Origin of the sequence: Streptomyces sp. NPDC056580 (assembly GCF_042793175.1) — a bacterium.
Classification (GTDB): domain Bacteria; phylum Actinomycetota; class Actinomycetes; order Streptomycetales; family Streptomycetaceae; genus Streptomyces.
Map to the genome: position 1 here is coordinate 237743 of NZ_JBHTVE010000010.1, position 26531 is coordinate 264273.

Sequence of the window (26531 nt, forward strand, 5' to 3'; positions counted from 1 at the left end):
CGGTCCCGGTCAGTGGGCCGGGAACAGTCCTTCGAGGACGACGGCGACGCCGTCGTCCTCGTTGGACGTAGTGACCTCGTCCGCGACCGCCTTGAGTTCGGGATGGGCGTTGGCCATGGCGACCCCGCGGCCGGCCCAGTCGAACATGGGGATGTCGTTGGGCATGTCCCCGAAGGCCAGCGCCCGGCCGGCGGCGATCCCCAGACGGTCGGCGGCCAGCGCGAGCCCCGTCGCCTTGGTGACCCCGCACGGCTGGAGCTCCACCGTGCCCGGCCCCGACATGGTGACCGTGGCCAGCGAGCCCACCGCCGCACGCGCGGTCGCCGCCAACTCGTCGTCCGACAGCCTGTGGTGGCGCAGCAGCACCTTGCTGATGGGCTCGCGCCACAGGTCGTCGCGCCGGCCGACCCGCACGGCGGGCAGGGTCGGGTGGGGCATCAGATACCCGGGTTCGATCAGGGTGAGCCCGTCCACGCCGTCCTGGTCGACGGCCGCGAAGACCTGCCCCACCTCGGCCTCGATCTTGCCGAGCGCGGTCTCCGCCAGTTCCCGGTCCAGCCGCACCGACCACAGCAGGCGGCCGGAGCCGGCGTCGTAGACCTGCGCCCCCTGCCCGCACACCGCGAGCCCCGTGCAGCCCAGGGCGGCCAGCAGCGGCCGTACCCGGGGAGCCGGCCGGCCCGTCACCACCAGGTGCCGGGCGCCGGCCCGCGCCACCCGCTCCAGAGCGGCGAGCGACCGGTCGGAGACGGTGTCGTCGCCGCGCAGCAGCGTCCCGTCCAGATCGGTGGCGATCAGTGCGTATGCGGGGGGTGCGGCCATGATCAGAGAATACGGACCGCGGCGCCCCGCCGACTCATCTGGATCTTCCCGGACTTGGGCCCGCGGCCGCGGTCCGGCGCCCCCCGACCCGCCTCGGGAGGCGCGCCCACCCCGTCCCCGGCCCCGCACCGCTCCGCCCACCCCTGTCCGGCTACCGGCCCTCACCCCGTCCGCGTCCTCTTTCCGGACATCGGCCGGACAACCCTGTCGGCACTGCCCAAGACATGGGTCCCGGCCGTAACGTGTGGCGCGATCACATGGAACGCATCGCCATGCATGGCCCGGATGAGAGTGAGGCAGCACCCCATGCCCCCCTTCGACGTCCCCGAGGGCGACCCCTTCGGCCCGCACAACCTTCCCTACGGTGTGTTCTCGCCCTCCGGCAGCACGGAGCGCAGGGTCGGCGTCCGGCTCGGTGACCACGTCCTCGACGCGGGCGCCGCGGCCGCCGCGCTCGGTTCGCCGTACGTCTCCCTGCTCGCGCAGGCCACCCTCAACCCGCTGCTGGCGGCCGGCCGCACGGCGTGGTCGGACGTGCGGCGCGCGCTGACGGCGTGGGTGACGGTCCCCTCGCACCGGTCGACGATCGAACCGCTCTTCCACCCCCTGTCGTCGGTCACCCTCCACCTGCCGTTCGAGGTCGCGGACTACGTCGACTTCTACGCCTCCGAGAACCACGCGCGGAACGTCGGCCGGATCTTCCGCCCGGACGCCGAGGACTCCCTCACCCCCAACTGGAAGCACCTGCCGATCGGTTACCACGGCCGCTCCGGCACGGTGGTCGTCTCCGGCACGGACGTCGTACGGCCCTCGGGGCAGCGCAAGGGCCCCGGCGACCCGGCACCGGTCTTCGGGCCCTCGGTCCGGCTGGACATCGAGGCCGAGGTCGGCTTCGTGGTGGGCGTGCCCTCCACGCAGGGCAGGCCGGTCGCGCTCGGCGACTTCCAGGAGCACGTCTTCGGCCTGTGCCTGCTCAACGACTGGTCGGCGCGCGACATCCAGGCGTGGGAGTACGTCCCGCTCGGCCCCTTCCTCGGCAAGTCCTTCGCCACCTCGGTGTCGGCGTGGATCACCCCGCTGGAGGCGCTGGAGCACGCGCGCGTGGCGCCCCCCGAGCGCACGCACCCCCTGCTGCCCTACCTGGACGACGCCGCCGCGGGCATCGAACCCGGCGGTTACGACCTGCGGATCTCCGTCGCGATCAACGGTCACACGGTGTCCGAGCCGCCCTTCTCCACCATGTACTGGACCGCCGCCCAGCAGCTCGCCCAGATGACGGTGAACGGTGCTTCGCTGCGCACCGGCGACCTGTACGGCTCGGGGACGGTCAGCGGACCGGCGGAGCGGCAGCGCGGCTCGCTGCTCGAACTGACCTGGAACGGCCGCGACCCGCTCGAACTCCCCGACGGCAAGCGCACGTTCCTGGAGGACGGGGACGTGGTGACCCTCTCGGCCTGGGCGCCGGGGCCGGACGGCGGCCGGGTCGGGCTCGGGGAGGTCAGCGGGCGGATCGTGTCCGGCTGAGGCGCTGCCTGCGGCAGCGGCGCGACCGGGTGCCCGGAAAGGCGGGGCGAACCCGCCTCGACGCGGACGATCCCGCCCGGACACCTGACTCACGGCCCGTGCCCCCGTCATACTGACGGGGACACGGCACCATCCGACGGGCCTTCGGCGCGTCCCCCGGCACCACCCGACACCCGCATCTCTCCGACCAGGAACCGGAGCCCCGGCATGACGGTCTGCCTGCTCCTGCTGAGCGTCGTCGCCCTGACGGCCGCCGTACCGGCGCCGCGCGCGCTGACCCGGGCCGACTGGCCCGAACGGGAGCCCGTGGTCGCCCTGTGGGTGTGGCAGTGCCTGGTGGCCACGGTCCTGCTGTGCTGTCTGACGGCGCTGGTGCTGGGCGCGGCGGCCGTCTTCCGCACCGTCCGCGACCATGTGTTCGCCCCGGCGCCGCCCGCCGTCACCGCCGCATACGACCTGTCCACCGCACCGGTCTGGGCGGTGGCCCTCACCGTGCTGCTGGCCTGCGGGGCCGCGTGGACCACGGCGATGCTCGCCCGGGAACTCGCCGAGGTCCGCAGGCGCCGCGGCCAGGCCCGGGCCCACCTGCGGGAACGCGCACCCGATCTGCCCGCGGGGCTGCCGGCGGCGCGCGGCCCGATGCTGGTGCTGGAGGACGAGTACCCGGACGCCTGGTGGATGCCCGGACACCCGCCGCAGCTCGTCGTCACCACCGGGGCGCTGCGCCGCCTCACCGGCCGTCAGCTCGACGCCGTCCTGACCCATGAGCGCGGCCACGCCCGCGCCCACCACGACTGGCTGCTCCATCTGTCCACGGCGCTCGCCACCGGCTTCCCGCGCGTCCCGCTCTTCGCCCACTTCTGCGACCAGACGCACCGTCTGGTCGAACTGGCCGCCGACGACACCGCCTCCCGCCGCTGCGGCCACCTCACCACCGCCCTCGCCCTGATCGAGCTGAACCAGCACCGCGGCGTCCTGTCCTGCGCCTCCAGCCACCGGCTGCTCGGCGAACGCGTCGACCGGCTCCTTCAGCCCCCGCCGCGGCTGCTGCGCAGGCACCGGGCGCTGACCACCACGGTGGCCGCGCTGGTGCCCTTGCTGCCGCTGCTCATCACCTTCGCCCCGGGGCTGACGGCGCTGTCCTGACCGCCCCCGCCGCCGCTACATCCAGTCCTCGGGCTCCGGCTCCTCCACCGGCCCGGCCCAGTGGTCCTCCGCGGCACCGTCGGCGGCGGGCGAGCCGCCGTCCGGGGCGGAGGCGCCGTCCGGGGCGGAGGCGCCGTCCGGGGCGGAGGCGCCGTCCGGGGCGGAGGCGCCGTCCGGGGCGGAGCCGGCCAGGGAGTTCAGCACCTCCAGCACGCCTTCCCCGTAGGTCGCCAGCTTCTTCTCGCCGACGCCGCCCACCGTGCCCAGCTCCCGCACCGAGCCGGGCCGAAGGGTGACTATCTCCCGGAGCGTGGCGTCGTGGAAGATGACGTACGCGGGGACGCCCTGCTCCCGGGCCTGTTCGGCGCGCCAGGCGCGCAGGGCCTCGAAGGCGGGGAGGAGTTCGGCGGGCAGCTCGGCCGCGGCCGACCTGGCCTTGCGCTCGCCGCGGCCGGAGGAACCGGCGCGGGCGGCGGCCGGTTTCTTCGGCTCCTTGCGCAGCGGCACCTCCCGCTCCCGGCGCAGCACGGTCCCGCTCGCCTCGGTGAGCACGAGCGTGCCGTACTCCCCCTCGACCGCGAGCAGCTCCTGGGCGAGCAACTGCCGGATGACGCCCCGCCATTCGCCGTCGGTGAGGTCCTGGCCGATGCCGAACACCGAGAGCTGGTCGTGGTCGAACTGGATGACCTTGCCGGTGCGCTTGCCGAGCAGGATGTCCACGATCTGCACGGCGCCGAACTTCTGCCCGCGCTCGCGCTGCAGCCGCACCACCGTGGAGAGCACCTTCTGCGCGGCGACCGTGCCGTCCCAGGTCTCCGGCGGGGTGAGGCAGGTGTCGCAGTTGCCGCATCCCTCGGCGGAGGGCTCCTGGCCGAAGTAGGCGAGGAGCTGCCCGCGCCGGCAGCGGACGGTCTCGCACAGGGCGAGCATCGCGTCGAGGTGGGCGGACGCCCGGCGGCGGAACGCCTCGTCGCCCTCGCCGGACTGGATCAGCTTGCGCTGCTGTATGACGTCGTTGAGGCCGTAGGCCATCCAGGCGGTGGAGGACAGGCCGTCACGCCCCGCACGGCCCGTCTCCTGGTAGTAGCCCTCGACGGACTTGGGCAGGTCGAGGTGGGCGACGAAGCGTACGTCCGGCTTGTCGATGCCCATGCCGAAGGCGATGGTCGCGACCACGACCAGGCCCTCCTCGCGCAGGAACCGGGACTGGTGGGCCGCGCGCGTGCCCGCGTCGAGGCCCGCGTGGTAGGGCACCGCCTCGATGCCGTTGGCGCTCAGGAACTCGGCGGTGCGCTCCACCGAGTTGCGGGAGAGGCAGTAGACGATGCCGGCGTCGCCCGGGTGCTCCTCCCGCAGGAAGGCCAGCAACTGCTTCCTGGGGTCGGCCTTGGGCACGATCCGGTACTGGATGTTGGGCCGGTCGAAGCTCGCCACGAAGTGGCGGGCGGCCGGCATGCCGAGCCGCTGGGTGATCTCCTGGTGGGTCGCGTGCGTGGCCGTGGCGGTGAGCGCGATCCGCGGCACGTCCGGCCAGCGCTCGCCGAGCAGGGAGAGGGCCAGGTAGTCGGGGCGGAAGTCGTGGCCCCACTGTGAGACGCAGTGCGCCTCGTCGATGGCGAAGACGGAGATCTTGCCGCGGGAGAGCAGGTCGAGCGTGGCCTCCACGCGCAGCCGCTCCGGGGCCAGGTACAGCAGGTCCAGCTCGCCCGCGAGGAACTCGGCCTCGACCACGCGCCGCTCGTCGAAGTCCTGCGTGGAGTTGATGAAGCCCGCTCGCACGCCGAGCGCCCGCAGGGCGTCCACCTGGTCCTGCATCAGCGCGATCAGCGGCGAGACCACCACGCCCGTACCCGGTCTGACCAGGGACGGGATCTGGTAGCACAGCGACTTGCCGCCACCGGTCGGCATGAGCACGACGGCGTCGCCGCCCGCCACCACATGCTCGATGACCTCTTCCTGCTCGCCGCGGAAGGCCTCGTACCCGAAGACCCGGTGCAACGTGGCCAGCGCCTCGCTCGCGGCCGCGTCCGGCCCTTCGGTCACCACCTGCATCTCTCCGATCCCGCCCGTCGTGCTCATCGTCCGGTCCCCCGTGTCCTGTCTTTCCCGTCCCCCGTGCGTCGTCGTCCCTCGACCACTGCCTCCACGATAGGGGTCCACGCCGACAGTGCCGGAAGTTGTCCACAGATGCGCATGGTCTGTCGTATCAGCTCATCGGGTGCGGTCCGGGGGTCGTCGCTGAACCGATCGGGTGCTTATCGGCAGCCGCCCATCGACCCATCGGGTGCTTCTGGGGGGGGCGCCCGCCCCGGCACGGGAAAAGGCTGCTGGAGCGGGCCGGAGGAGGCTCGCCCGCCGACGGAACACGTCGCGCTCCCCCGAGGGGTGCGCGATTCCACCCGCGCCCGCCCCTAGGAGCCCCGCCTCATGATCGCTCGTTTCGCAGGAGCCGCCCTCGCCCTCGTCGCGGCCCTCGCCGTGCCTGCGTCCGCGCCCGCCCACGCCACCGGCCTGAACCCCGCCGTCGAGCAGCAGCTCGGGGAGGCCTACGCGGCCACGGCGCAGTACAGCTACACGCCGTTCGCGGCCGCGGACGGCTACCGGGCCCGCGTCTGCCTGGCCCGCGCCGAGGGCGGCATGGGCTTCCACTACTTCAACGAGTCCCACTTCGGCTCGCTGGACCCGACGCGGCCGGGCGGGCTGCTCTACGAGGACGCCGGGCACGGCGAGCGCCGGCTCATCGGTGTGGAGTGGGTCGTCCCGGTCAAAGGCAAGAACATGAAGCGGCCCCGGCTGTTCGGGCATGACTTCCAGGGCCCGATGCCCGGCCACTACCCGGGCATGCCCACCCACTACGACCTGCACGTGTGGCTGTACAAGCAGAACCCCAATGGCCTCTTCGCGCAGTGGAACCCGCGGGTGACGTGCCCCGCCTCGGCCGCGTCGGGCATGTCGGGCATGAAGGATGCGAAGGGCACGACCAGCATGAAGGGCATGCAGGGCAATTCGGGTCACTGACGTGCGACGGCCCCGGTTCCTCACCGGGAGGAACCGGGGCCGCGGGACAGCACCTCAGCGCACGAAGACGCCCGCCTGGCTCGCCAGGTCCAGGAAGTACTGCGGCGCCACGCCGAGCACCAGCGTGACCGCCACGCCCACCCCGATCGCCGTCATGGTCAGCGGCGAGGGCACGGCCACGGTCGGTCCCTCGGGCCTGGGCTCGCTGAAGAACATCAGCACGATCACCCGGATGTAGAAGAACGCGGCGATCGCCGAGGAGATCACACCGACCACGACCAGCGGGGCCGCGCCGCCGTCCGCCGCCGCCTTGAACACGGCGAACTTCCCCGCGAAACCGGAGGTCAGCGGGATGCCCGCGAATGCCAGCAGGAACACGGCGAACACGGCCGCCACCAGCGGGGAGCGGCGGCCGAGCCCCGCCCACTTGGACAGGTGGGTGGCCTCGCCGCCGGCGTCGCGCACCAGGGTCACCACCGCGAAGGCGCCGATCGTCACGAACGAGTACCCGGCGAGGTAGAACAGGACGGACGACACGCCGTCCTTCGAGGTCGCGATGACACCGGCGAGGATGAATCCGGCGTGCGCGATGGACGAGTACGCCAGCAGCCGCTTGATGTCGGTCTGGGTGATCGCGACGATCGCGCCGCCCAGCATGGTGATGACGGCCACCGCCCACATGACCGGCCGCCAGTCCCAGCGCATGCCCGGCAGGACGACGTACAGCAGGCGCAGCAGCGCGCCGAACGCCGCGACCTTGGTCGCCGCGGCCATGAACCCGGTCACCGGGGTGGGCGCGCCCTGGTAGACGTCGGGCGTCCACATGTGGAACGGGACGGCGCCCACCTTGAACAGCAGACCCATCATGATCATGGCGCCGCCGATCAGCAGCAGCGCGTCGTTGCCCATGGTGCCGGCGAGGGCCGGGTCGACGTTGGTGACCGTGCCGTCGACGACCTGCGCGATGCGCCCGTACGACACCGAGCCGGCGTAGCCGTAGAGCATGGCGATGCCGAACAGGGTGAACGCGGAGGCGAACGCGCCGAGCAGGAAGTACTTGACCGCGGCCTCCTGCGACATCAGCCGCTTGCGGCGGGCGAGCGCGCACAGCAGGTACAGCGGCAGCGAGAAGACCTCCAGGGCCACGAACAGCGTCAGCAGGTCGTTGGCCGCGGGGAACACCAGCATGCCCGCGATGGCGAAGAGCAGCAGCGGGAAGACCTCGGTGGTGGTGAACCCGGCCCGGACGGCCGCCTTCTCGCTGTCGCTGCCGGGCACGGACGCGGCCTGCGCGGCGAAGGAGTCGACCCGGTTGCCGTGCGCCTCCGGGTCCAGGCGCCGCTCGGCGAAGGTGAACAGGCCGACCAGGCCGGCCAGCAGGATCGTGCCCTGCAGGAACAGGGCCGGTCCGTCGACCGCGATCGCCCCCATCGCGGCGATGTGCGCCTTCGTGGTGCCGTATCCGTTCGCCGCGAGGGCGACGACCGCGGCGAAGGCGGCGCACAGCGCCACGACGGAGACGAACACCTGCGTGTAGTAGCGGGACCTGCGCGGGACGAACGCCTCGACGAGCACCCCGACCAGTGCCGCACCGACCACGATCAGGGTCGGCGACAGCTGTCCGTATTCGATCTTCGGCGCGTCGATCTTCGAGATCGGGTCGGCCGCGGTTGTCCACAGGCTGTGGACGGCTGTTGCGCTCACTTGGCCGCCTCCACCTCGGGCTTGGGGTCGGTCTTGTGTACGTCGGACATGGTCTGCTTGACCGCCGGATTGACGATGTCCGTGACGGGCTTCGGGTAGACCCCGAGGAAGATCAGCAGCACGATCAGCGGGGTGACGACCACCAGTTCGCGCAGGCGCAGGTCGGGCATGGCCGACACCTCGGGTTTCACCGGGCCGGTCATCGTCCGCTGGTACAGGACGAGGGTGTAGAGCGCGGCGAGGACGATGCCGAAGGTGGCGATGACGCCGATCACCGGGTAGCGCGTGAACGTGCCGACCAGCACCAGGAACTCGCTCACGAACGGGGCGAGCCCGGGCAGCGACAGAGTGGCGAGGCCGCCGATCAGGAAGGTGCCGGCGAGCACCGGGGCGACCTTCTGCACGCCCCCGTAGTCGGCGATGAGCCGGGAGCCGCGCCGGGAGATCAGGAACCCGGCGACCAGCATCAGCGCGGCCGTGGAGATGCCGTGGTTGACCATGTAGAGGGTGGCCCCGGACTGGCCCTGGCTGGTCATCGCGAAGATGCCCATGATGATGAAGCCGAAGTGCGAGATCGACGCGTAGGCCACCAGGCGCTTGATGTCCCGCTGGCCGACGGCGAGCAGCGCGCCGTAGACGATGCTGATGAGCGCCAGTACCAGGATGACGGGCGTCGCCCACTTGCTGGCCTCCGGGAAGAGCTGGAGGCAGAAGCGGAGCATCGCGAAGGTGCCCACCTTGTCGACCACCGCCGTGATGAGCACGGCGACCGGGGCGGTGGACTCCTGCATGGCGTTGGGCAGCCAGGTGTGCAGCGGCCACAGCGGCGCCTTCACCGCGAAGGCGAAGAAGAAGCCGAGGAACAGCCAGCGTTCGGTGCCGGTCGCCATGTGCAGCGAGCCGTTCGCCCGCGCCTGCGCGATCTCCTGGAGGCTGAAGTTCCCGGCGACCACGTAGAGGCCGATCACCGCGGCCAGCATGATCAGGCCGCCGACGAGGTTGTAGAGCAGGAACTTCACGGCCGCGTACGACCGCTGGGTGGAGGCCGCCGCCTCACCGTGCTCGTGGGCCCGGTCCCCGAAGCCGCCGATGAGGAAGTACATCGGGATGAGCATGGCTTCGAAGAAGATGTAGAAGAGGAAGACGTCGGTGGCCTCGAAGGAGATGATCACCATCGCCTCGACGGCCAGGATCAGCACGAAGAAGCCCTGGGTGGGCCGCCAGCGGCGGCTGCCGGTCTCCAGCGGATCGGCGTCGTGCCAGCCGGCCAGGATGATGAACGGGATGAGCAGCGCGGTCAGGGCGAGCAGCGCCACCGCGATGCCGTCCACGCCCAGTTCGTACCGCACACCGAAGTCCGCGATCCAGGCATGGGATTCGGTGAGCTGGTAGCGGCCGCCGTCCGGGTCGAAGCGGACCAGGACGGTGATCGCCAGGGCGAGTGTGGCGAGCGAGACGACCAGCGCCAGCCACTTGGCGGCGGTGCGCTTCGCGGCCGGTACGGCGGCCGTGGCGACCGCCCCGAGGGCCGGGACCACCGCCGTCGCTGTCAGCAGGGGAAAGGACATCGGTATCAGACCGCCCTCATCAGCAGGGTCGCGGCGACCAGGAGTGCCGCGCCGCCGAACATCGAGACCGCGTAGGAGCGGGCGAAGCCGTTCTGGACCCGGCGCAGCCGTCCGGACAGACCGCCGAAGCCGGCCGCCGTGCCGTTGACGACACCGTCGACCAGGGTGTGGTCGACGTACACCAGGGAGCGCGTGAGGTGTTCGCCGCCGCGCACCAGGACGACATGGTTGAAGTCGTCCTGCAGCAGGTCGCGCCGGGCGGCCCGGGTGAGCAGCGAGCCGCGCGGGGCGACCGCCGGGACGGGCTTGCGGCCGTACTGCGCCCAGGCGATGCCGACGCCGACGACCAGGCAGACCAGGGTGGCGCCGGTGACCGTCGCGGCGCTGACCGGCGAGTGGCCCTCGCTGTGGCCGGTGACCGGCTCCAGCCAGTTGAGGAAGCGGTCGCCGAGGTGGAAGAAGAAACCGCCGAAGACGGAGCCGACGGCCAGCACGACCATGGGGATCGTCATGATCTTCGGGGACTCGTGCGGGTGCGGCTCCGCGTGTTCGCCGTGGTGCTCGGCGGCCGGCTCCGCGCTGGGCGCCTCGGGGGAACGGGTGGGCTGGTGCTTCCAGCGCTCCTCCCCGAAGAACGTCATCAGCATCACGCGCGTCATGTAGAAGGCGGTGATGGCCGCGCCGAGCAGGGCCACGCCACCGAGGATCCAGCCCTGGGTGCCGCCCTTGGCGAAGGCCGCCTCGATGATCGCGTCCTTGGAGTAGAAGCCGGACAGGAACGGGAAGCCGATGATAGCCAGGTAGCCGAGGCCGAAGGTGACGAAGGTGACCGGCATGTACTTGCGCAGGCCGCCGTACTTGCGCATGTCGACCTCGTCGTTCATGCCGTGCATCACCGAACCGGCCCCGAGGAACAGGCCGGCCTTGAAGAAGCCGTGGGTGACCAGGTGCATGATCGCGAAGACGTAGCCGATCGGGCCGAGGCCCGCCGCCAGCACCATGTAGCCGATCTGCGACATGGTCGAACCGGCCAGCGCCTTCTTGATGTCGTCCTTGGCGCAACCGACGATCGCACCGAAGAGGAGCGTGACGGCGCCGACCACGGTGACGGCCAGCTGCGCGTCGGGCGCCGCGTTGAAGATGGCGCCGGAGCGGACGATCAGGTACACGCCCGCCGTCACCATCGTCGCGGCGTGGATCAGGGCCGAGACCGGGGTCGGGCCCTCCATCGCGTCCCCGAGCCAGGACTGCAGCGGGACCTGGGCCGACTTGCCGCACGCGGCGAGCAGCAGCATCAGGCCGATCGCGGTGAGCCGGCCCTCGGAGGTGTCACCGGTGTGGCCGAGGACCGGTCCGAAGGCGAAGCTGCCGAAGGTGGTGAACATCAGCATGATCGCGATCGACAGGCCGATGTCGCCGACCCGGTTGACCAGGAAGGCCTTCTTCGCGGCCGTCGCGGCGCTGGGCTTGTGCTGCCAGAACCCGATGAGCAGGTACGAGGCGAGGCCGACGCCCTCCCAGCCGACGTACAGCAGCAGGTAGTTGTCGGCGAGGACCAGCAGCAGCATCGCCGCCAGGAACAGGTTCAGGTAGCCGAAGAAGCGGCGGCGCCGCTCGTCGTGCTCCATGTACCCGACCGAGTAGAGGTGGATGAGGGAGCCGACGCCCGTGATCAGCAGCACGAACGTCATCGACAGCTGGTCAAGGCGGAAGGTGACGTCCGCCTGGAAGTCGCCGACCGAGATCCACGTCCACAGGTGCTGGGTCAGGGTGCGCTGTCCGGCGTCCTTGCCGAGCAGGCCGGCGAAGAGGACCACGCCGATGACGAACGAGGTGGCCGACAGGAGCGTGCCGATCCAGTGGCCCACGGCGTCCAGCCGCCGGCCGCCGGCCAGGAGGACGGCCGCTCCGAGCAGGGGCGCCGCGATGAGCAGCGCGATCAGGTTGTCCACGATTCTTCCGACCCCTTACAGCTTCATCAGGCTGGCGTCGTCGACCGAGGCCGAGTGGCGGGTACGGAACAGCGACACGATGATCGCGAGGCCCACCACGACCTCCGCGGCGGCGACGACCATCGTGAAGAAGGCGATGATCTGGCCGTCGAGGTTGCCGTGCATCCGGGAGAAGACGACGAACGCGAGGTTGCAGGCGTTGAGCATCAGCTCGACGCACATGAACACGACGATCGCGTTGCGCCGGATCAGCACTCCGGTCGCGCCGACGGTGAACAGCAGGGCCGCGAGGTAGAGGTAGTTGACCGGATTCACTTCGACGCCTCCTCGGGCCGCTTGAACGTCGCCGGCTCGATCGCGGTCCGCTCCAGACGCTCGGCGGCACGCTGCTCCAGGGCCCGCAGGTCGTTGAGCGCCTCCGCCGACACGTCCCGGATCTGACCGCGTTCGCGCAGCGTCTTGTTCACGGTCAGCTCGGAGGGGGTGCCGTCGGGCAGCAGGCCCGCGATGTCCACGGCGTTGTGGCGGGCGTAGACGCCCGGGGCGGGCAGCGGCGGGATGTGCCTGCCTTCCCGGATGCGCTGCTCGGCCAGCTCGCGCTGGGTCCTGGCCCGCTCGGTGCGCTCGCGGTGGGTGAGCACCATCGCGCCGACGGCGGCCGTGATCAGCAGGGCGCCGGTGATCTCGAAGGCGAAGACGTACTTGGTGAAGATGAGGGACGCGAGGCCCTCCACGTTGCCGTGCGCGTTCGCCTGGCCGGTGCCGTTGAACTCCTTCAGCGAGGCGTTGCCGATGCCGGCGAACAGCAGCACACCGAAGCCGGCCCCGCAGAGGAGGGCCAGCCAGCGCTGGCCCTTGATGGTCTCCTTCAGCGAGTCCGCGGCCGTGACGCCGACGAGCATCACAACGAACAGGAACAGCATCATGATCGCGCCGGTGTAGACGACGATCTGCACGATGCCCAGGAAGTAGGCACCGTTGGCGAGGTAGAACACCGCCAGGATGATCATGGTCCCGGCGAGGCAGAGGGCGCTGTGCACGGCCTTTTTCATCAGCACGGTGCACAGGGCGCCGATCACCGCGAAGGTGCCGAGGACCCAGAACTGGAAGGCCTCACCGGTGGAGGTGGTGTAGGCGGCGAGCTGCTGTGCGCTCATCGGCCGATCACCTTCTCCGACGCCGGTTCGGTCTCGCCGAAGGTGCTGTCGCCCTCCTGCACCACCTCGCCCTTGGAGACGGCGGTCTGGCGCACCGTGCCCGGCGCGGCCTCCGTCACCAGGCCCCGGTAGTAGTCCTGCTCGTCCGTCCCGGGGAAGATCGCGTGCGGCGTGTCGACCATGCCCTCCTCCAGACCGGCGAGCAGCTGCTCCTTGGTGTAGATGAGGTTGGCGCGGCTGGAGTCGGCCAGTTCGAACTCGTTGGTCATCGTCAGCGCGCGCGTGGGGCAGGCCTCGATGCACAGGCCGCACAGGATGCAACGGGCGTAGTTGATCTGGTAGACGCGGCCGTACCGCTCGCCCGGCGAGTAGCGCTCCTCGTCGGTGTTGTCGGCGCCCTCCACGTAGATGGCGTCGGCGGGGCAGGCCCAGGCGCACAGCTCGCAGCCGACGCACTTCTCCAGGCCGTCCGGATGGCGGTTCAGCTGGTGCCGTCCGTGGAACCGCGGAGCCGTGGTCTTCTGCTGCTCCGGGTACTGCTCGGTGAGCCGCTTCTTGAACATGGCCTTGAAGGTCACGCCGAAGCCGGCCACGGGATTCTGGAAGCCGGGCTTGGTCCGCCCGGACTCCGTTGGCTCCTCAGCCATCGGACGCCTCCTTTCCATCCGAAGATCCGTCACTGACAGTGTCCGGCCCGCCACTGACAATCAGCTCCCGCTCGTGGCGCGGGCGGCGCCTGGGCACGGGGGGCAGCTCCTGCCCGGGCAGCGGCGGCACGGGGAACCCGCCCGCCATCGGGTCGAACCCGGGCTGCGGGCCGGCGGGGCCCTCGTCCGTCCTCGCCTTCTCGCGGAACATGTCGGCGACGAAGGAGAGCAGCAGCAGGGCGATGACACCGCCGCCGACGTAGAGGGCGATGTCGGCGAAGTCGTAGTTCTCGTTGCGCAGCGCCCGCACGGTCGCCACGAGCATCAGCCAGGTCACCGAGACCGGGATGAGGACCTTCCAGCCGAGCTTCATCAGCTGGTCGTACCGGACCCGGGGGAGCGTGCCGCGCAGCCAGATGAAGAAGAACAGCAGCAGCTGGACCTTGATGACGAACCAGAGCAGCGGCCACCAGCCGTGGTTCGCGCCCTCCCAGAAGCCGCTGATCGGCCAGGGGGCGCGCCAGCCGCCGAGGAAGAGGGTGGTCGCGACGGCCGACACCGTCACCATGTTCACGTACTCGGCCAGCATGAACATCGCGAACTTGATGGACGAGTACTCGGTGTTGAAGCCGCCCACCAGGTCGCCCTCGGACTCCGGCATGTCGAAGGGGGCGCGGTTGGTCTCGCCGACCATGGTGACGATGTAGAGAATGAAGGAGACCGGCAGCAGCAGGATGTACCAGCGGTCGTGCTGCTGCTCGACGATGGCCGACGTCGACATCGACCCCGAGTAGAGGAACACGGAGGCGAACGCGGCGCCCATCGCGATCTCGTAGGAGATCATCTGCGCGCAGGAGCGCAGGCCGCCGAGGAGCGGGTAGGTGGATCCGGAGCTCCAGCCCGCCAGCACGATGCCGTAGATGCCGACCGAGGCGACCGCGAGGATGTAGAGCATCGCGATCGGCAGGTCGGTGAGCTGCATCGTGGTGCGCGTGCCGAAGATCGAGATCTCGTTGTCGGCCGGGCCGAAGGGGATCACCGCGATCGCCATGAAGGCCGGGATGGCCGCGACGATCGGTGCGAGGACGTAGACCACCTTGTCCGCGCGCTTGACGATGACGTCTTCCTTGAGCATCAGCTTGATGCCGTCGGCGAGCGACTGGAGCATGCCCCAGGGGCCGTGCCGGTTGGGGCCGATGCGCAACTGCATCCAGGCGACGACCTTGCGCTCCCAGACGATGGAGAACAGCACGGTCACCATCAGGAACGCGAAGCAGAAGACGGCCTTGACGACGACCAGCCACCAGGGGTCGCGGCCGAACATCGAGAGGTCTGCAGCCGCGAGGTACGGGCTCATGCCTCCACCTCCTTGGGGGCCTGTTCGGCGGGCGCCGCCGGGCCGATACGGACGAGGTCGCCGGGCTGCGCACCGGTGCCGGAGGCGACGCCCGCGCCGGCGGAGTTCAGCGGCAGCCACACCACCCGGTCGGGCATCTCGGTGACCTGGAGCGGGAATTCGACGGCGCCGCGAGGGCCGGTGACGGCCAGGACACCGCCGTCCGCGACGCCTGCCTCGGCGGCCGTCGCCGCCGACACGCGCGCGCGTGCCGCGTGCCGGGTCCCGGCGAGGGCCTCGTCGCCCTCCTGCAGGACGCCCTGGTCGAGCAGCAGCCGGTGCCCGGCGAGCACCGCCTCGCCGACGGCCGGGCGGGGCAGCACGCCCCCGGTCTCCAGGGGGTCGGTGGCCCGCGGGCCGTCCCAGGCGCCGAGCCGGTCGATCTCCGCGCGCGTGGTGCGCAGGTCCGGCAGGCCCAGGTGGACGTCCATGGCGTCGGCCAGCATCTGCAGCACCCGCCCGTCGGTGGGGGCGAGGCGGCGGGTCATCTGGTCGGGCTTGAGCGCGGCCTCGAAGAAGCGCACCCGGCCCTCCCAGTTCAGGAAGGTGCCCGCCTTCTCGGCGACCGCGGCGACCGGCAGGACCACGTCGGCGTGCTCGGTGACCTCGCTGGGCCGCAGTTCCAGCGACACCAGGAAGCCGACGCCGCCGAGCGCCTCACGCGCGCGTGCCGGGTCGGGCAGGTCGTCGACCTCCACGCCGGCGACGACGAGCGCGGACAGTTCGCCGGTGGCGGCCGCCTCGATCATCTGTTGGGTGTCGCGGCCGTGACGGACGGGCAGTTCGGCCAGTCCCCAGACCGCGGCGACCTCGTCACGCGCGCGCGGGTCGGTCGCCGGGCGGCCGCCCGGCAGCAGGGACGGCAGCGCGCCCGCCTCGACGGCGCCGCGCTCGCCCGCCCGCCGCGGGATCCACGCCAGTTCGGCGCCGGTGGCGGCGGCCGCGCGGACGGCGGCGGTGAGGCCGCCGGCGACCGAGGCGAGCCTCTCCCCCACGACGATCACCGCGCCCTCGGCGCGCAGGGCCTCGGCGGCCTGCGCGCCGAGTTCGTCGAGGCCGACGCCGCTCGCGAGGGCGTCGAGCCACTCGGTCTCGGTGCCGGGCGCGGCCGGCAGCAGGGTGCCGCCCGCCTTCTCCAGGCCGCGCGTGGTGTGGGTGGCCAGGGCGAACACCCGCTGCTTGTGCTTGCGCCAGGCCTTGCGCAGCCGCAGGAAGACGCCGGGCGCCTCCTCCTCCGACTCGAACCCGGCGAGCAGGACGGCGGGCGCCTTCTCCAGCGCGGTGTACGTGACGCCCGTGCCGTCGAGGTCACGGCCGCGGCCCGCCACCCGGGCCGCGAGGAAGTCGGCCTCCTCGCCGCTGTGCACGCGCGCGCGGAAGTCGATGTCGTTCGTGCCGAGCGCGACCCGCGCGAACTTGCTGTAGGCGTAGGCGTCCTCGACGGTCAGCCGGCCGCCGGTGAGGACGCCGGCCCGGGAGCGGGCGGCGGTCAGGCCGCGCGCGGCCGCCTCAAGGGCCTCCGGCCAGGAGGCCGGTTCCAGGACGCCGTCGGCGTTGCGCACCAGCGGGAGGTCGAGGCGGTCCCTGGCCTGCGCGTACCGGAACGCGAAGCGTCCCTTGTCGCAGATCCACTCCTCGTTGACCTCGGGGTCGTCGGCGGCGAGCCGCCGCATGACCTTGCCGCGCCGGTGGTCGGTGCGCGTCGCGCAGCCGCCCGAGCAGTGTTCGCACACCGACGGCGAGGAGACGAGGTCGAAGGGCCGGGAGCGGAAGCGGTAGGCCGCCGAGGTGAGGGCGCCCACCGGGCAGATCTGGATGGTGTTGCCGGAGAAGTACGACTCGAACGGGTCGCCCTCACCGGTGCCGACCTGCTGCAGTGCGCCCCGCTCGATCAGTTCGATCATCGGGTCGCCCGCGACCTGGTTGGAGAAGCGGGTGCAGCGGGCGCACAGCACGCACCGCTCGCGGTCGAGGAGCACCTGTGCCGAGATCGGCACGGGCTTCTCGTAGGTCCGCTTGCGGCCCTCGAAGCGGGACTCCGCGTTGCCGTGCGACATGGCCTGGTTCTGCAGCGGGCACTCGCCGCCCTTGTCGCAGACCGGGCAGTCCAGCGGGTGGTTGATGAGCAGCAGCTCCATCACGCCGTGCTGGGCCTTCTCCGCCACCTGCGAGGTGAGCTGGGTCTTCACGACCATGCCGTCGGTGCACGTGATGGTGCAGGACGCCATGGGCTTGCGCTGGCCCTCGACCTCGACGATGCACTGTCGGCAGGCGCCGGCCGGGTCCAGCAGGGGGTGGTCGCAGAACCGCGGGATCTCGATGCCGAGCTGCTCGGCGGCCCGGATGACCAGGGTGCCCTTGGGCACGCTGGTCTCGATGCCGTCGATCGTCAGCGTGACGAGGTCCTCCGGCGGGACCGCCGCCTCTCCCCCTCCGGAGGGAGCACTGGTGGTCACGGTCATGCGTTCACCTCCGGGCGGTCCGCCCAGGCCGTCGACTTGGCCGGGTCGAAGGGGCAGCCCCGGCCCGTGATGTGCTGCTCGTACTCCTCGCGGAAGTACTTCAGCGAGGAGAAGATCGGGGATGCGGCGCCGTCACCGAGGGCGCAGAAGGACTTGCCGTTGATGTTGTCGGCGATGTCGGCGAGCTTGTCGAGGTCGGGCATGGCACCCTTGCCCGCCTCGATGTCCCGCAGCAACTGCACCAGCCAGTAGGTGCCTTCGCGGCAGGGGGTGCACTTGCCGCAGGACTCGTGGGCGTAGAACTCGGTCCAGCGGGTCACCGCCCGCACCACGCAGGTCGTCTCGTCGAAGCACTGCAGGGCCTTGGTGCCGAGCATGGAACCCGCGGCGCCGACCCCTTCGTAGTCGAGGGGGACGTCGAGGTGCTCGTCGGTGAACATCGGGGTGGAGGAGCCGCCCGGGGTCCAGAACTTGAGGCGGTGGCCGGGCCGCATCCCGCCGCTCATGTCGAGGAGCTGGCGGAGTGTGACGCCGAGCGGCGCCTCGTACTGGCCGGGGCTCGCGACGTGGCCGCTGAGCGAGTAGAGCGTGAAGCCCGGGGACTTCTCGCTGCCCATCGACCTGAACCAGTCTTTCCCGTTCTTCAGGATGGCGGGAACCGACGCGATCGACTCGACGTTGTTCACAACAGTCGGGCAGGCGTAGAGCCCTTCGATGGCCGGGAAAGGGGGACGGAGCCGCGGTTGACCACGGCGGCCTTCGAGCGAGTCGAGCAGCGCGGTCTCCTCACCGCAGATGTACGCGCCGGCGCCGGCGTGCACGGTGAGTTCGAGGTCGAGTCCGCTGCCGAGGATGTTCTCGCCGAGGTAACCCGCCGCGTAGGCCTCGCGCACGGCCTCGTGCAACCGCCGCAGAACGGGGACGACTTCACCACGCAGGTAGATGAAGGCGTGCGACGACCGGATGGCGTAGCACGCGATCACGATGCCCTCGATGAGGCTGTGCGGGTTCGCGAAGAGGAGCGGGATGTCCTTGCACGTCCCGGGCTCCGACTCGTCGGCGTTGACAACAAGATAATGCGGTTTTCCATCACCCTGGGGAATGAACTGCCACTTCATTCCCGTCGGGAATCCCGCGCCGCCGCGCCCGCGCAGACCGGAGTCCTTGACGTACGCGATCAGGTCGTCCGGCGACATGGCGAGCGCCTTGCGGAGCCCCTCGTACCCCTCGTGCCTCCGGTAGACGTCCATGGACCAGGACCGGTCCTCGTCCCAGAAGGCCGACAGCACGGGTGCGAGCAGCTTCTCGGGGCTCATGTCCTTGAGGTCGGGTGCCACGGTCATCACTCCCCCTCCTCGGCGGCGGGCCCTGCAGGGTGGGCCGGGTCGGAGGCCGATGTCTGCTGCGGCGCGTCATGGGAACTGAGGTGCTCGGCCGTCGACGGCCGGTGCGCCCGGTCCTGCGGTTCGTCGTGCGGACCGCCGTCCCGCGGATGGACCACGCGCGCGGGTGCGGCTTCTCCCTTCGCCAGGCGAAGGCCCACCAGCGACGCCGGTCCCGCACTGCCGCCCTCCTCGACGGCGCCGGGCCGCTCGTCGGGGAAGCCGGCCAGGATCCGCGCGGTCTCCTTGAAGGTGCACAGGCGCGCCCCGCGCGTGGGCTGTACGGGCCGCCCCTCGCGCAGGTCGTCCACCAGGCGCTTGGCGCTGCCGGGGGTCTGGTTGTCGAAGAACTCCCAGTTGACCATCACGACCGGTGCGAAGTCGCAGGCCGCGTTGCACTCGATGTGCTCCAGGGTGACCTTGCCGTCGTCGGTGGTCTCGCCGTTGCCGACGCCCAGGTGCTCCTGGAGGGTCTCGAAGATCGCGTCGCCGCCCATCACCGCGCACAGCGTGTTGGTGCAGACGCCCACCTGGTAGTCGCCGGACGGCCTGCGCCGGTACATGGTGTAGAAGGTGGCGACGGCGGTGACCTCCGCCGTGGTCAGGTCCAGCATGTCCGCGCAGAACCGCATGCCGGTGCGGGTGACGTGACCCTCCTCCGACTGCACGAGGTGGAGCAGCGGCAGCAGGGCCGAACGGGAGTCGGGGTAGCGCGCGATCACCTCGCGCGCGTCCGCCTCGAGCCGGGTCCGGACGTCATCCGGGTACGCGGGCGCGGGCGGTTGGGGCATGCCCAGGCTGACGCCACGCTCCGAAGAACTGGTGGTCACCGGTCGACGCCTCCCATCACGGGGTCGATGGACGCGACGGCGACGATGACGTCGGCGACCTGGCCGCCCTCGCACATCGCCGCCATGGCCTGCAGGTTGGTGAAGGACGGGTCGCGGAAGTGGACCCGGTAGGGGCGGGTGCCGCCGTCGGAGACGGCGTGCACGCCGAGTTCGCCCTTGGGGGACTCGACGGCCGCGTAGGCCTGGCCCGGCGGGACGCGGAAGCCCTCGGTGACCAGCTTGAAGTGGTGGATCAGGGCCTCCATGGAGGTGCCCATGATCTTCTTGATGTGGTCGAGGGAGTTGCCGAGCCCGTCCGGTCCCAGGGCGAGCTGGGCGGGCCAGGCGATCTTCTTGTCGGCGACCATGACGGGGCCGGGCTGGAGCCGGTCCAGGCACTGCTCGACGATCCCCAGCGACTGGCGCATCTCCTCGAGGCGGATCAGGAAGCGGCCGTAGGCGTCGCAGGAGTCGGCGGTCGGGACGTCGAAGTCGTACGTCTCGTAGCCGCAGTAGGGCTGTGTCTTGCGCAGGTCGTGCGGCAGGCCGGTGGAGCGCAGGATCGGGCCGGTCGCACCGAGGGCCATGCAGCCGGCGAGGTCGAGGTAGCCGACGTCCTGCATGCGGGCCTTGAAGATGGGGTTCCCGGTGGCGAGCGCGTCGTACTCGGGGAGGTTCTTCTTCATCTTCTTCACGAACTCGCGGATCTGGTCCACCGCGCCGGGCGGCAGGTCCTGGGCGAGTCCGCCGGGGCGGATGTACGCGTGGTTCATCCGCAGGCCCGTGATGAGCTCGTAGATGTCGAGAATCATTTCACGATCACGGAATCCGTAGATCATGATCGTGGTGGCGCCCAGCTCCATGCCGCCGGTGGCGATGCACACCAGGTGGGAGGAGAGCCGGTTCAGCTCCATCAGGAGCACCCGGATGATCTCGGCGCGCTCGGGTACCTGGTCCTCGATGCCGAGGAGCTTCTCGACGGCGAGGCAGTAGGCCGTCTCGTTGAAGAAGGACGTCAGGTAGTCCATGCGCGTCACGAACGTGGTGCCCTGCGTCCAGGTCCGGTACTCGAGGTTCTTCTCGATGCCGGTGTGGAGGTAGCCGATGCCGCAGCGGGCCTCGGTGACCGTCTCGCCATCGATCTCGAGGATGAGCCGGAGCACTCCATGGGTGGACGGGTGCTGGGGACCCATGTTGACGACGATGCGCTCGTCGTCGGCGCGGGCCGCGGACTGGACGATCTCGTCCCAGTCGCCACCGGTGACCGTGTAGACGGCGCCCTCGGTGGTCTCGCGGGCCGATGCCATCGAGGAGGTGGTCCCGGAGGGACTCGATGAGGGGCGGTGGCCGGGCGACGGGTTGGGAGTGCTCACGAGTACGACCTCCGCTGGTCCGGAGCCGGGATCTGGGCGCCCTTGTACTCGACGGCGATGCCGCCGAGGGGGTAGTCCTTGCGCTGCGGGTGGCCCTGCCAGTCGTCCGGCATCATGATCCGGGTCAGGGCCGGGTGACCGTCGAAGACGATCCCGAAGAAGTCGTAGGTCTCGCGCTCGTGCCAGTCGTTGGTCGGGTACACGGAGACCAGGGACGGGATGCGCGGCTCGCTGCCGGGGGCGCTCACCTCGAGGCGGATCAGCCGGTTGTGGGTGATCGAGCGCAGGTGGTAGACGGCGTGCAGCTCGCGGCCCTTGTCCTGCGGGTAGTGGACCCCGCTGACCCCGGTGCACAGCTCGAAGCGGAGCGCGGGGTCGTCGCGGAGGGTGCGGGCGACGCGGACCAGGTGCTCGCGTTCGATGTGGAAGGTCAGTTCGCCGCGGTCGACGACCGTCTTCTCGATGGCGTTCTCCGGGAGGAGTCCCTGCTCCTCCAGGGCGCCCTCGAGCTCGTCGGCCACCTCGTCGAACCAGCCGCCGTAGGGCCGGTTCGCCGGTCCCGGGAGGCGGACCGAGCGGACCAGGCCGCCGTAGCCGGAGGTGTCGCCGCCGTTGCCGGCGCCGAACATGCCGCGCTGGACGCGGATCTCCTCGCCGCCCTGGCCGCGCTGGCCGGGGAGGTTGGAGCCGGCGAGGTCCTTCTCCGGGTTCACCCCGTCCGCTGACCCGTTGACGCCGTTGGCGCCGTTCGCGTCGCTCACCGCAGCAGCCCCTTCATCTCGATCGTGGGCAGGGCCTTGAGCGCCGCCTCCTCCGCCTCGCGGGCCGCTTCCTCGGCGTTCACGCCGAGCTTGGCGGACTGGATCTTCTGGTGGAGCTTGAGGATCGCGTCCATCAGCATCTCGGGCCGGGGCGGGCAGCCGGGGAGGTAGATGTCGACCGGGACGATGTGGTCGACGCCCTGGACGATCGCGTAGTTGTTGAACATGCCGCCCGAGGAGGCGCAGACACCCATGGAGATCACCCACTTGGGGTTGGGCATCTGGTCGTAGACCTGCCTCAGGACCGGCGCCATCTTCTGGCTGACCCGGCCGGCGACGATCATCAGGTCCGCCTGGCGCGGCGACCCGCGGAAGACCTCCATGCCGAAGCGCGCGAGGTCGTAGCGGCCGGCGCCGGTGGTCATCATCTCGATGGCGCAGCAGGCGAGGCCGAAGGTGGCCGGGAAGACGGACGCCTTGCGCACCCACCCCGCGGCCTGCTCGACGGTGGTCAGCAGGAAGCCGCTCGGCAGCTTTTCTTCGAGTCCCATGTCGTTAAAGGCCCCTCAGTCCCATTCCAGGCCGCCGCGCCGCCATACGTACGCGTACGCGACGAAGACGGTGAGCACGAAGAGCAGCATCTCCACGAGCCCGAAGATCCCCAGGGCGTCGAAGGTGACGGCCCAGGGGTAGAGGAAGACGATCTCGATGTCGAAGACGATGAAGAGCATCGCCGTCAGGTAGTACTTGATGGGGAAGCGCCCGCCGCCGGCCGGCGTGGGGGTCGGCTCGATACCGCACTCGTAGGCCTCGAGTTTGGCGCGGTTGTACCGCTTCGGACCGATCAGCGTGGCCATGACCACGGAGAAGATCGCAAAGCCTGCCCCGAGGGCTCCCAGTACGAGGATGGGCGCATACGCGTTCACCGCTCCTCGCTCCTCTCAGTCGGCACTGACTGCTGGCGGTTGCACTGGGCTCACATCCGTCTCACCGGTCCCACGAACCACGCTCGTCCCGGGCGAAGATCGAGAACATGTGAAGCAGGTCACAAGCCCAACTGCCTCGCATCTTATGCCTGCCGCTCTGTGATCTGCGACACGGGGTATTACACAACCTTTGTGATCTCCACCACCTGACGAAGGATCATGAAGTCGGATGATGGGTGATCTTCGTACGCGAAGCGTCCAGCTGATCACCAGAAGTGACATTTTCGCTCGTCGTCGCAGGTGAAGGGGGGCGTCTCCATATCAAGAGAGTTCCGCTGCATGCAAATTGGCTCTGGACGCCATGCCCTGATAGAGGACGCCGTTCACACATCAGGGGGAGGTCCGGGGCGGGGTGTGGACGCGGGGCACTGCGTGCACGGGTTCACGAACTCCCGTCCGCATCCCGCCCTCGCCTCCTCCGCCTACCGCCCGCGCGGGACGTCGCTCCTCCGGTGACCGTTCCGTGACCTCCGCCACACTGATGAGAGGTGTCCGAGAACGGGGCTTGGCCAACGACCCGAACGAGTGGTAAGCGAAGGGCAATTCGGACTTAATGATCAAAGACCGTGATCAAGGGCCTGATCGCGAGCGTCCGTAATGTCCGTTACGGCGTCAATAAAGAAGCTCGCGCCCGCCTTTTGAGGCCCCGATTGAGCAATTGTGGCGCACCACACGTTTCTTGAAGATATGAAGGAGCCCCTGGTACCGGTTGTTCCCATGTCCCACACCGCTCACATACGCAGCCACCGGAAGCCCCGCCGCAGCGCGTCGACCCTCGCGATGCGGGCCGGAGTCGCCGGTGGCGTCCTCAGCACCCTGGCAGTCGCCGGGGCGGCCGGATCGGCGAACGCTGCCGAGCCGGTGACGCAGACCCTCGAACTGCCCACGCTGACGGCCGACCTGGCCGCTCAGGTCGCCCAGTCCGCCGACGCCACTCAGCAGGCGGCGGCCAACTACGAGCTCCAGGCCGAGCGTGACGCGGCCGCCGCGAACGCCGCGAAGCAGGCCAAGTCGGATCTCGCGGACGCCAAGCACAAGGCCGCCGTGGCCAAGAAGAAGGCTCAGGAGGCCGCCCGCAAGGCCGCCGCCGAGCGCGCCGCCCGCAGCGCCGAGCGCCCGACGCTCACCACCACGGCGAGCACCGGTGTCTCCGCGAGCACCAGCACGTCCACCTCCACGTCCACCGCCACCGGTTCGGCGGCGGCCGTCGTCTCCTTCGTGAAGGCCCAGGTCGGCAAGGCCTACGTCTCCGGCGCCACCGGCCCCTCCGCGTACGACTGCTCCGGCCTGGTGCAGACGGCCTTCAAGCAGGTCGGCATCAGCCTGCCGCGCGTCTCCCAGGACCAGTCGACCGCCGGCACCCAGGTGTCGCTGAGCAACCTTCAGCCCGGCGACATCCTCTACTGGGGCGGCGCGGGCAGCGCGTACCACGTGGCGGTGTACGTCGGCGGCGGTATGTTCGTCGGCGCCCAGAACCCCTCCAGCGGCGTCCAGGAGAAGCCGCTGTCGTACGACCCGCCCACCGGCGCGGTGCGGGTGCTCTGAGCACACCGTCACCACGATCCGCACAGGAAGGGCCGCGGCCGCTCGGGGGCCGCGGCCCTTCCTGTTCCCGTCCGTCCCGCTCCCTTCCGGCCCGCTCCCTTCCGGCCCGCTCACGGCTCGGCGGGTGCGGTGAAGGCGGGGAGGGGCCGCCGGCGGCCCGCCAGGGGCAGGCGGTCACCCTGGGGCCTCGGGCGGACGGTGTCGCCGCGGGCCGGCGGGAGGAAGGCGCGCGACGGCGGCCCGGCGGACGAGGTCCTCGTCCGCCGGGCCGCCGGTGTCTGCGCTCCCGCGCCCGGCCGGGTGCCGGGCGCGGTCCCTCACGCCTTCGGCGCGACCCTGCTCAGGCCGTTGATGATGCGGTCCATCGCGTCGCCGCCGGTGGGGTCGGTGAGGTTCGCCAGGAGCTTCAGGGTGAACTTCATCAGGACGGGGTGGGTCAGACCGCGCTGGGCGGCGATCTGCATGACCTTCGGGTTGCCGATGAGCTTCACGAAGGCGCGGCCCAGGCTGTAGTAGCCGCCGTAGGTGTCCTTCAGGACGCGCGGGTAGCGCTGCAGGGCGATCTCGCGCTGGGCGGGCGTCGCGCGCGCGTGGGCCTGCACGATGACGTCGGCGGCGATCTGACCGGACTCCATCGCGTAGGCGATGCCCTCGCCGTTGAAGGGGTTCACCAGGCCGCCCGCGTCGCCGACCAGCAGCAGCCCCTTGGTGTAGTGCGGCTGGCGGTTGAAGGCCATGGGCAGGGCGGCGCCGCGGATCGGCCCGGTCATGTTCTCGGGGGTGTAGCCCCAGTCCTCCGGCATGGACGCGCACCAGGCCTTGAGGACCTCGCGCCAGTCCAGCTCCTTGAAGGCGGCCGAGGTGTTCAGCACGCCGAGGCCGACGTTGGAGGTGCCGTCGCCCATGCCGAAGATCCAGCCGTAGCCGGGCAGCAGGCGCTCCTGGGAGCCGCGCCGGTCCCACAGCTCCAGCCAGGACTCCAGGTAGTCGTCGTCGTGGCGCGGGGAGGTGAAGTAGGTGCGCACGGCGACGCCCATCGGGCGGTCCTCGCGGCGGTGCAGGCCCATCGCGAGGGACAGCCGGGTGGAGTTGCCGTCGGCGGCGACGACGAGCGGCGCGTGGAAGGCGACCTCGCGCTTCTCCTCGCCGAGCTTGGCGGTCACACCGGTGATGCGGCCGGTGCGGTCGTCGACGACGGGGCCGGAGACGTTGCAGCGCTCGTAGAGGCGGGCGCCGGCCTTCTGGGCGTTGCGGGCGAGCTGCTCGTCGAAGTCGTCACGCTTGCGGACGAGGCCGTAGTCGGGGAACGACGCGAGGTCGGGCCAGTCGAGCTGGAGACGGCTGCCGCCGCCGATGATGCGCAGGCCCTTGTTGCGCAGCCAGCCGGCCTCCTCTGAGATGTCGATGCCCATCGCCACCAGCTGCTTGACCGCGCGCGGGGTGAGGCCGTCGCCGCAGACCTTCTCGCGCGGGAACTCGGTCTTCTCCAGCAGGAGGACGTCGAGTCCGGCCTTGGCGAGGTGGTACGCGGTGGTGGAGCCGGCCGGCCCCGCGCCGACGACGATCACATCGGCGGTGTTCTCGGAGAGGGGCTCAGTCACGACGGTCACGGCGGGATCTCCCCAAGTTCGGATTCTGGCGTGCCGACCGGCACTGGACATGGGCAGTCTATTCAGCAGTACTGATCACCCGGCTGAAGGGCTGCCCCGTGAACCGAGCTCTCCCCGCTGTACGGCTGCGTGTGCCCACCGACGAGGACGCGTTCTCCTGGCACCGGGTCTTCGACGACCCGGAGGTCATGGAGTTCCACGGGGGCCGGTCCGCCGAGGTCTCCGTGTACGAGGAGCTGACCGCGCGCCAGCGCAGGCACGACGCGGAGCGGGGGTTCTGCCTGTGGTCGGTGCTGGACGACGAGGGCGGTGTCGTCGGCTTCACCGGCGCGCAGCCCTGGCCGCACGCGTGGGGACCCGAGGGCGAGATCGAGATCGGCTGGCGGCTGGGCCGGGCGCACTGGGGGCGCGGGTACGCCACGGCGGCCGCCGAGGAGACGCTGGACCGGCTGCGGGCGGCCGGGGTGGCGCGGGTGGTGGCGATGGTCGACGCGCGCAACGAGCGCTCCATCGCGGTCACCCGGCGCCTGGGCATGCGGCTCGCGGAGACGTTCACGACGCCGGCCTCGGCACGACGGGGGCACTGCTACCGACTTGATCTGTGACGCAGAGTAACCAAGTGTCACAGAAAGCCACATGTCACTTCCG

At 70.7% G+C, this 26531-nt stretch carries 22 protein-coding genes; 5 read left to right on the top strand and 17 right to left on the bottom strand.

The genetic code is table 11. The features are described from left to right. Positions 1 to 9: 9 nt before the first annotated feature. Complete coding sequence (locus ACFQ9Z_RS23795; RefSeq protein WP_383022173.1) at positions 10 to 822, bottom strand: HAD family hydrolase; 813 nt, start codon at positions 820 to 822, stop codon at positions 10 to 12. A 306-nt stretch (positions 823 to 1128) separates the two neighbouring features. Here ACFQ9Z_RS23795 and fahA point away from each other — a divergent pair, with 306 nt between their 5' ends. Both fahA and ACFQ9Z_RS23805 read left to right on the top strand, forming a co-directional pair. Beyond that, positions 1129 to 2346 carry a fumarylacetoacetase gene (gene fahA / locus ACFQ9Z_RS23800; protein ID WP_383022175.1) on the top strand — a complete coding sequence of 406 codons (1218 nt, stop codon included), beginning with the start codon at positions 1129 to 1131 and terminating at the stop codon, positions 2344 to 2346. 207 nt (positions 2347 to 2553) lie between these two features. Continuing rightward, on the top strand, positions 2554 to 3492 hold the full coding sequence (locus ACFQ9Z_RS23805) for a M56 family metallopeptidase (RefSeq protein ID WP_365296498.1): 939 nt from the start codon (positions 2554 to 2556) through the stop codon (positions 3490 to 3492). Positions 3493 to 3507: 15 nt separating this feature from the next. On the opposite strand, the gene recQ is transcribed toward ACFQ9Z_RS23805, so the two are convergent. Further along, positions 3508 to 5571: a DNA helicase RecQ gene (gene recQ / locus ACFQ9Z_RS23810; protein ID WP_383022177.1), complete on the bottom strand. Its 2064-nt coding sequence runs from the start codon at positions 5569 to 5571 to the stop codon at positions 3508 to 3510. Positions 5572 to 5919: 348 nt separating this feature from the next. Between recQ and ACFQ9Z_RS23815 the strand changes: the two genes are divergently transcribed. Next, a complete protein-coding gene (locus tag ACFQ9Z_RS23815; protein WP_383022179.1) occupies positions 5920 to 6510 on the top strand; it encodes a hypothetical protein in 591 nt (196 codons plus the stop codon). Positions 6511 to 6564: 54 nt separating this feature from the next. Here the strand turns inward: ACFQ9Z_RS23815 and nuoN are convergent, their stop codons facing one another. The 14 genes from nuoN to ACFQ9Z_RS23885 form a co-directional block, all read right to left on the bottom strand. After that, positions 6565 to 8214, bottom strand: a complete 1650-nt coding sequence (gene nuoN / locus ACFQ9Z_RS23820) for an NADH-quinone oxidoreductase subunit NuoN (protein WP_383022181.1) — start codon at positions 8212 to 8214, stop codon at positions 6565 to 6567. After that, entirely contained in the window at positions 8211 to 9782 is a 1572-nt protein-coding gene (locus ACFQ9Z_RS23825; protein WP_383022183.1) for an NADH-quinone oxidoreductase subunit M, read from the bottom strand. The genes nuoN and ACFQ9Z_RS23825 overlap by 4 nt, the downstream gene beginning before the upstream one ends. Positions 9783 to 9787: 5 nt before the next feature. Beyond that, on the bottom strand, positions 9788 to 11734 hold the full coding sequence (gene nuoL, locus ACFQ9Z_RS23830) for an NADH-quinone oxidoreductase subunit L (RefSeq protein WP_383022185.1): 1947 nt from the start codon (positions 11732 to 11734) through the stop codon (positions 9788 to 9790). A gap of 15 nt (positions 11735 to 11749) precedes the next feature. Continuing rightward, positions 11750 to 12049 (bottom strand): NADH-quinone oxidoreductase subunit NuoK, encoded by a 300-nt coding sequence (gene nuoK, locus ACFQ9Z_RS23835; RefSeq protein ID WP_020941573.1) that lies wholly within the window; start codon positions 12047 to 12049, stop codon positions 11750 to 11752. Then, complete coding sequence (locus ACFQ9Z_RS23840; RefSeq protein ID WP_383022190.1) at positions 12046 to 12891, bottom strand: NADH-quinone oxidoreductase subunit J; 846 nt, start codon at positions 12889 to 12891, stop codon at positions 12046 to 12048. The genes nuoK and ACFQ9Z_RS23840 overlap by 4 nt, the downstream gene beginning before the upstream one ends. Further along, positions 12888 to 13538 (bottom strand): NADH-quinone oxidoreductase subunit NuoI, encoded by a 651-nt coding sequence (gene nuoI, locus ACFQ9Z_RS23845; protein WP_383022192.1) that lies wholly within the window; start codon positions 13536 to 13538, stop codon positions 12888 to 12890. Before nuoI ends, ACFQ9Z_RS23840 begins: the two co-directional genes overlap by 4 nt. Next, positions 13531 to 14895: an NADH-quinone oxidoreductase subunit NuoH gene (nuoH, locus tag ACFQ9Z_RS23850; RefSeq protein ID WP_383022194.1), complete on the bottom strand. Its 1365-nt coding sequence runs from the start codon at positions 14893 to 14895 to the stop codon at positions 13531 to 13533. Before nuoH ends, nuoI begins: the two co-directional genes overlap by 8 nt. After that, entirely contained in the window at positions 14892 to 17396 is a 2505-nt protein-coding gene (locus tag ACFQ9Z_RS23855) for an NADH-quinone oxidoreductase subunit G (RefSeq protein WP_383022196.1), read from the bottom strand. Before ACFQ9Z_RS23855 ends, nuoH begins: the two co-directional genes overlap by 4 nt. Continuing rightward, a complete protein-coding gene (gene nuoF, locus ACFQ9Z_RS23860; RefSeq protein WP_383022198.1) occupies positions 17393 to 18739 on the bottom strand; it encodes an NADH-quinone oxidoreductase subunit NuoF in 1347 nt (448 codons plus the stop codon). The genes ACFQ9Z_RS23855 and nuoF overlap by 4 nt, the downstream gene beginning before the upstream one ends. After that, on the bottom strand, positions 18739 to 19608 hold the full coding sequence (gene nuoE / locus ACFQ9Z_RS23865) for an NADH-quinone oxidoreductase subunit NuoE (RefSeq protein WP_383022200.1): 870 nt from the start codon (positions 19606 to 19608) through the stop codon (positions 18739 to 18741). The genes nuoF and nuoE overlap by 1 nt, the downstream gene beginning before the upstream one ends. Beyond that, positions 19605 to 20915 (bottom strand): NADH-quinone oxidoreductase subunit D, encoded by a 1311-nt coding sequence (locus ACFQ9Z_RS23870; RefSeq protein WP_383022202.1) that lies wholly within the window; start codon positions 20913 to 20915, stop codon positions 19605 to 19607. Before ACFQ9Z_RS23870 ends, nuoE begins: the two co-directional genes overlap by 4 nt. Positions 20916 to 20977: 62 nt before the next feature. Further along, entirely contained in the window at positions 20978 to 21742 is a 765-nt protein-coding gene (locus ACFQ9Z_RS23875) for an NADH-quinone oxidoreductase subunit C (RefSeq protein ID WP_383022204.1), read from the bottom strand. After that, on the bottom strand, positions 21739 to 22293 hold the full coding sequence (locus ACFQ9Z_RS23880; RefSeq protein WP_143628055.1) for an NADH-quinone oxidoreductase subunit B family protein: 555 nt from the start codon (positions 22291 to 22293) through the stop codon (positions 21739 to 21741). The genes ACFQ9Z_RS23875 and ACFQ9Z_RS23880 overlap by 4 nt, the downstream gene beginning before the upstream one ends. A gap of 15 nt (positions 22294 to 22308) precedes the next feature. Beyond that, positions 22309 to 22668, bottom strand: a complete 360-nt coding sequence (locus ACFQ9Z_RS23885) for an NADH-quinone oxidoreductase subunit A (RefSeq protein ID WP_003992243.1) — start codon at positions 22666 to 22668, stop codon at positions 22309 to 22311. A gap of 777 nt (positions 22669 to 23445) precedes the next feature. On the opposite strand from ACFQ9Z_RS23885, the gene ACFQ9Z_RS23890 reads away from it, so the two are divergent. Beyond that, on the top strand, positions 23446 to 24273 hold the full coding sequence (locus ACFQ9Z_RS23890) for a C40 family peptidase (RefSeq protein ID WP_383022207.1): 828 nt from the start codon (positions 23446 to 23448) through the stop codon (positions 24271 to 24273). Positions 24274 to 24590: 317 nt separating this feature from the next. Here ACFQ9Z_RS23890 and ACFQ9Z_RS23895 read toward each other — a convergent pair whose 3' ends face one another. Beyond that, positions 24591 to 25883, bottom strand: a complete 1293-nt coding sequence (locus ACFQ9Z_RS23895; RefSeq protein WP_383022209.1) for a geranylgeranyl reductase family protein — start codon at positions 25881 to 25883, stop codon at positions 24591 to 24593. A 98-nt stretch (positions 25884 to 25981) separates the two neighbouring features. Here ACFQ9Z_RS23895 and ACFQ9Z_RS23900 point away from each other — a divergent pair, with 98 nt between their 5' ends. Then, a complete protein-coding gene (locus ACFQ9Z_RS23900; protein WP_143628061.1) occupies positions 25982 to 26488 on the top strand; it encodes a GNAT family N-acetyltransferase in 507 nt (168 codons plus the stop codon). Positions 26489 to 26531: the final 43 nt, after the last annotated feature.

Excerpts from the sequence above, each read along its gene's own strand:
- ACFQ9Z_RS23795 (WP_383022173.1), bottom strand. The coding sequence starts at position 822 with ATGGCCGCACCCCCCGCATACGCACTGATCGCCACCGATCTGGACGGG.
- fahA (WP_383022175.1), top strand. The coding sequence starts at position 1,129 with ATGCCCCCCTTCGACGTCCCCGAGGGCGACCCCTTCGGCCCGCACAAC.
- ACFQ9Z_RS23805 (WP_365296498.1), top strand. The coding sequence starts at position 2,554 with ATGACGGTCTGCCTGCTCCTGCTGAGCGTCGTCGCCCTGACGGCCGCC.
- recQ (WP_383022177.1), bottom strand. The coding sequence starts at position 5,571 with ATGAGCACGACGGGCGGGATCGGAGAGATGCAGGTGGTGACCGAAGGG.
- ACFQ9Z_RS23815 (WP_383022179.1), top strand. The coding sequence starts at position 5,920 with ATGATCGCTCGTTTCGCAGGAGCCGCCCTCGCCCTCGTCGCGGCCCTC.
- ACFQ9Z_RS23825 (WP_383022183.1), bottom strand. The coding sequence starts at position 9,782 with ATGTCCTTTCCCCTGCTGACAGCGACGGCGGTGGTCCCGGCCCTCGGG.
- ACFQ9Z_RS23840 (WP_383022190.1), bottom strand. The coding sequence starts at position 12,891 with ATGAGCGCACAGCAGCTCGCCGCCTACACCACCTCCACCGGTGAGGCC.
- nuoI (WP_383022192.1), bottom strand. The coding sequence starts at position 13,538 with ATGGCTGAGGAGCCAACGGAGTCCGGGCGGACCAAGCCCGGCTTCCAG.
- nuoH (WP_383022194.1), bottom strand. The coding sequence starts at position 14,895 with ATGAGCCCGTACCTCGCGGCTGCAGACCTCTCGATGTTCGGCCGCGAC.
- ACFQ9Z_RS23855 (WP_383022196.1), bottom strand. The coding sequence starts at position 17,396 with ATGACCGTGACCACCAGTGCTCCCTCCGGAGGGGGAGAGGCGGCGGTC.
- nuoF (WP_383022198.1), bottom strand. The coding sequence starts at position 18,739 with ATGACCGTGGCACCCGACCTCAAGGACATGAGCCCCGAGAAGCTGCTC.
- ACFQ9Z_RS23870 (WP_383022202.1), bottom strand. The coding sequence starts at position 20,915 with ATGGCATCGGCCCGCGAGACCACCGAGGGCGCCGTCTACACGGTCACC.
- ACFQ9Z_RS23880 (WP_143628055.1), bottom strand. The coding sequence starts at position 22,293 with ATGGGACTCGAAGAAAAGCTGCCGAGCGGCTTCCTGCTGACCACCGTC.
- ACFQ9Z_RS23890 (WP_383022207.1), top strand. The coding sequence starts at position 23,446 with ATGTCCCACACCGCTCACATACGCAGCCACCGGAAGCCCCGCCGCAGC.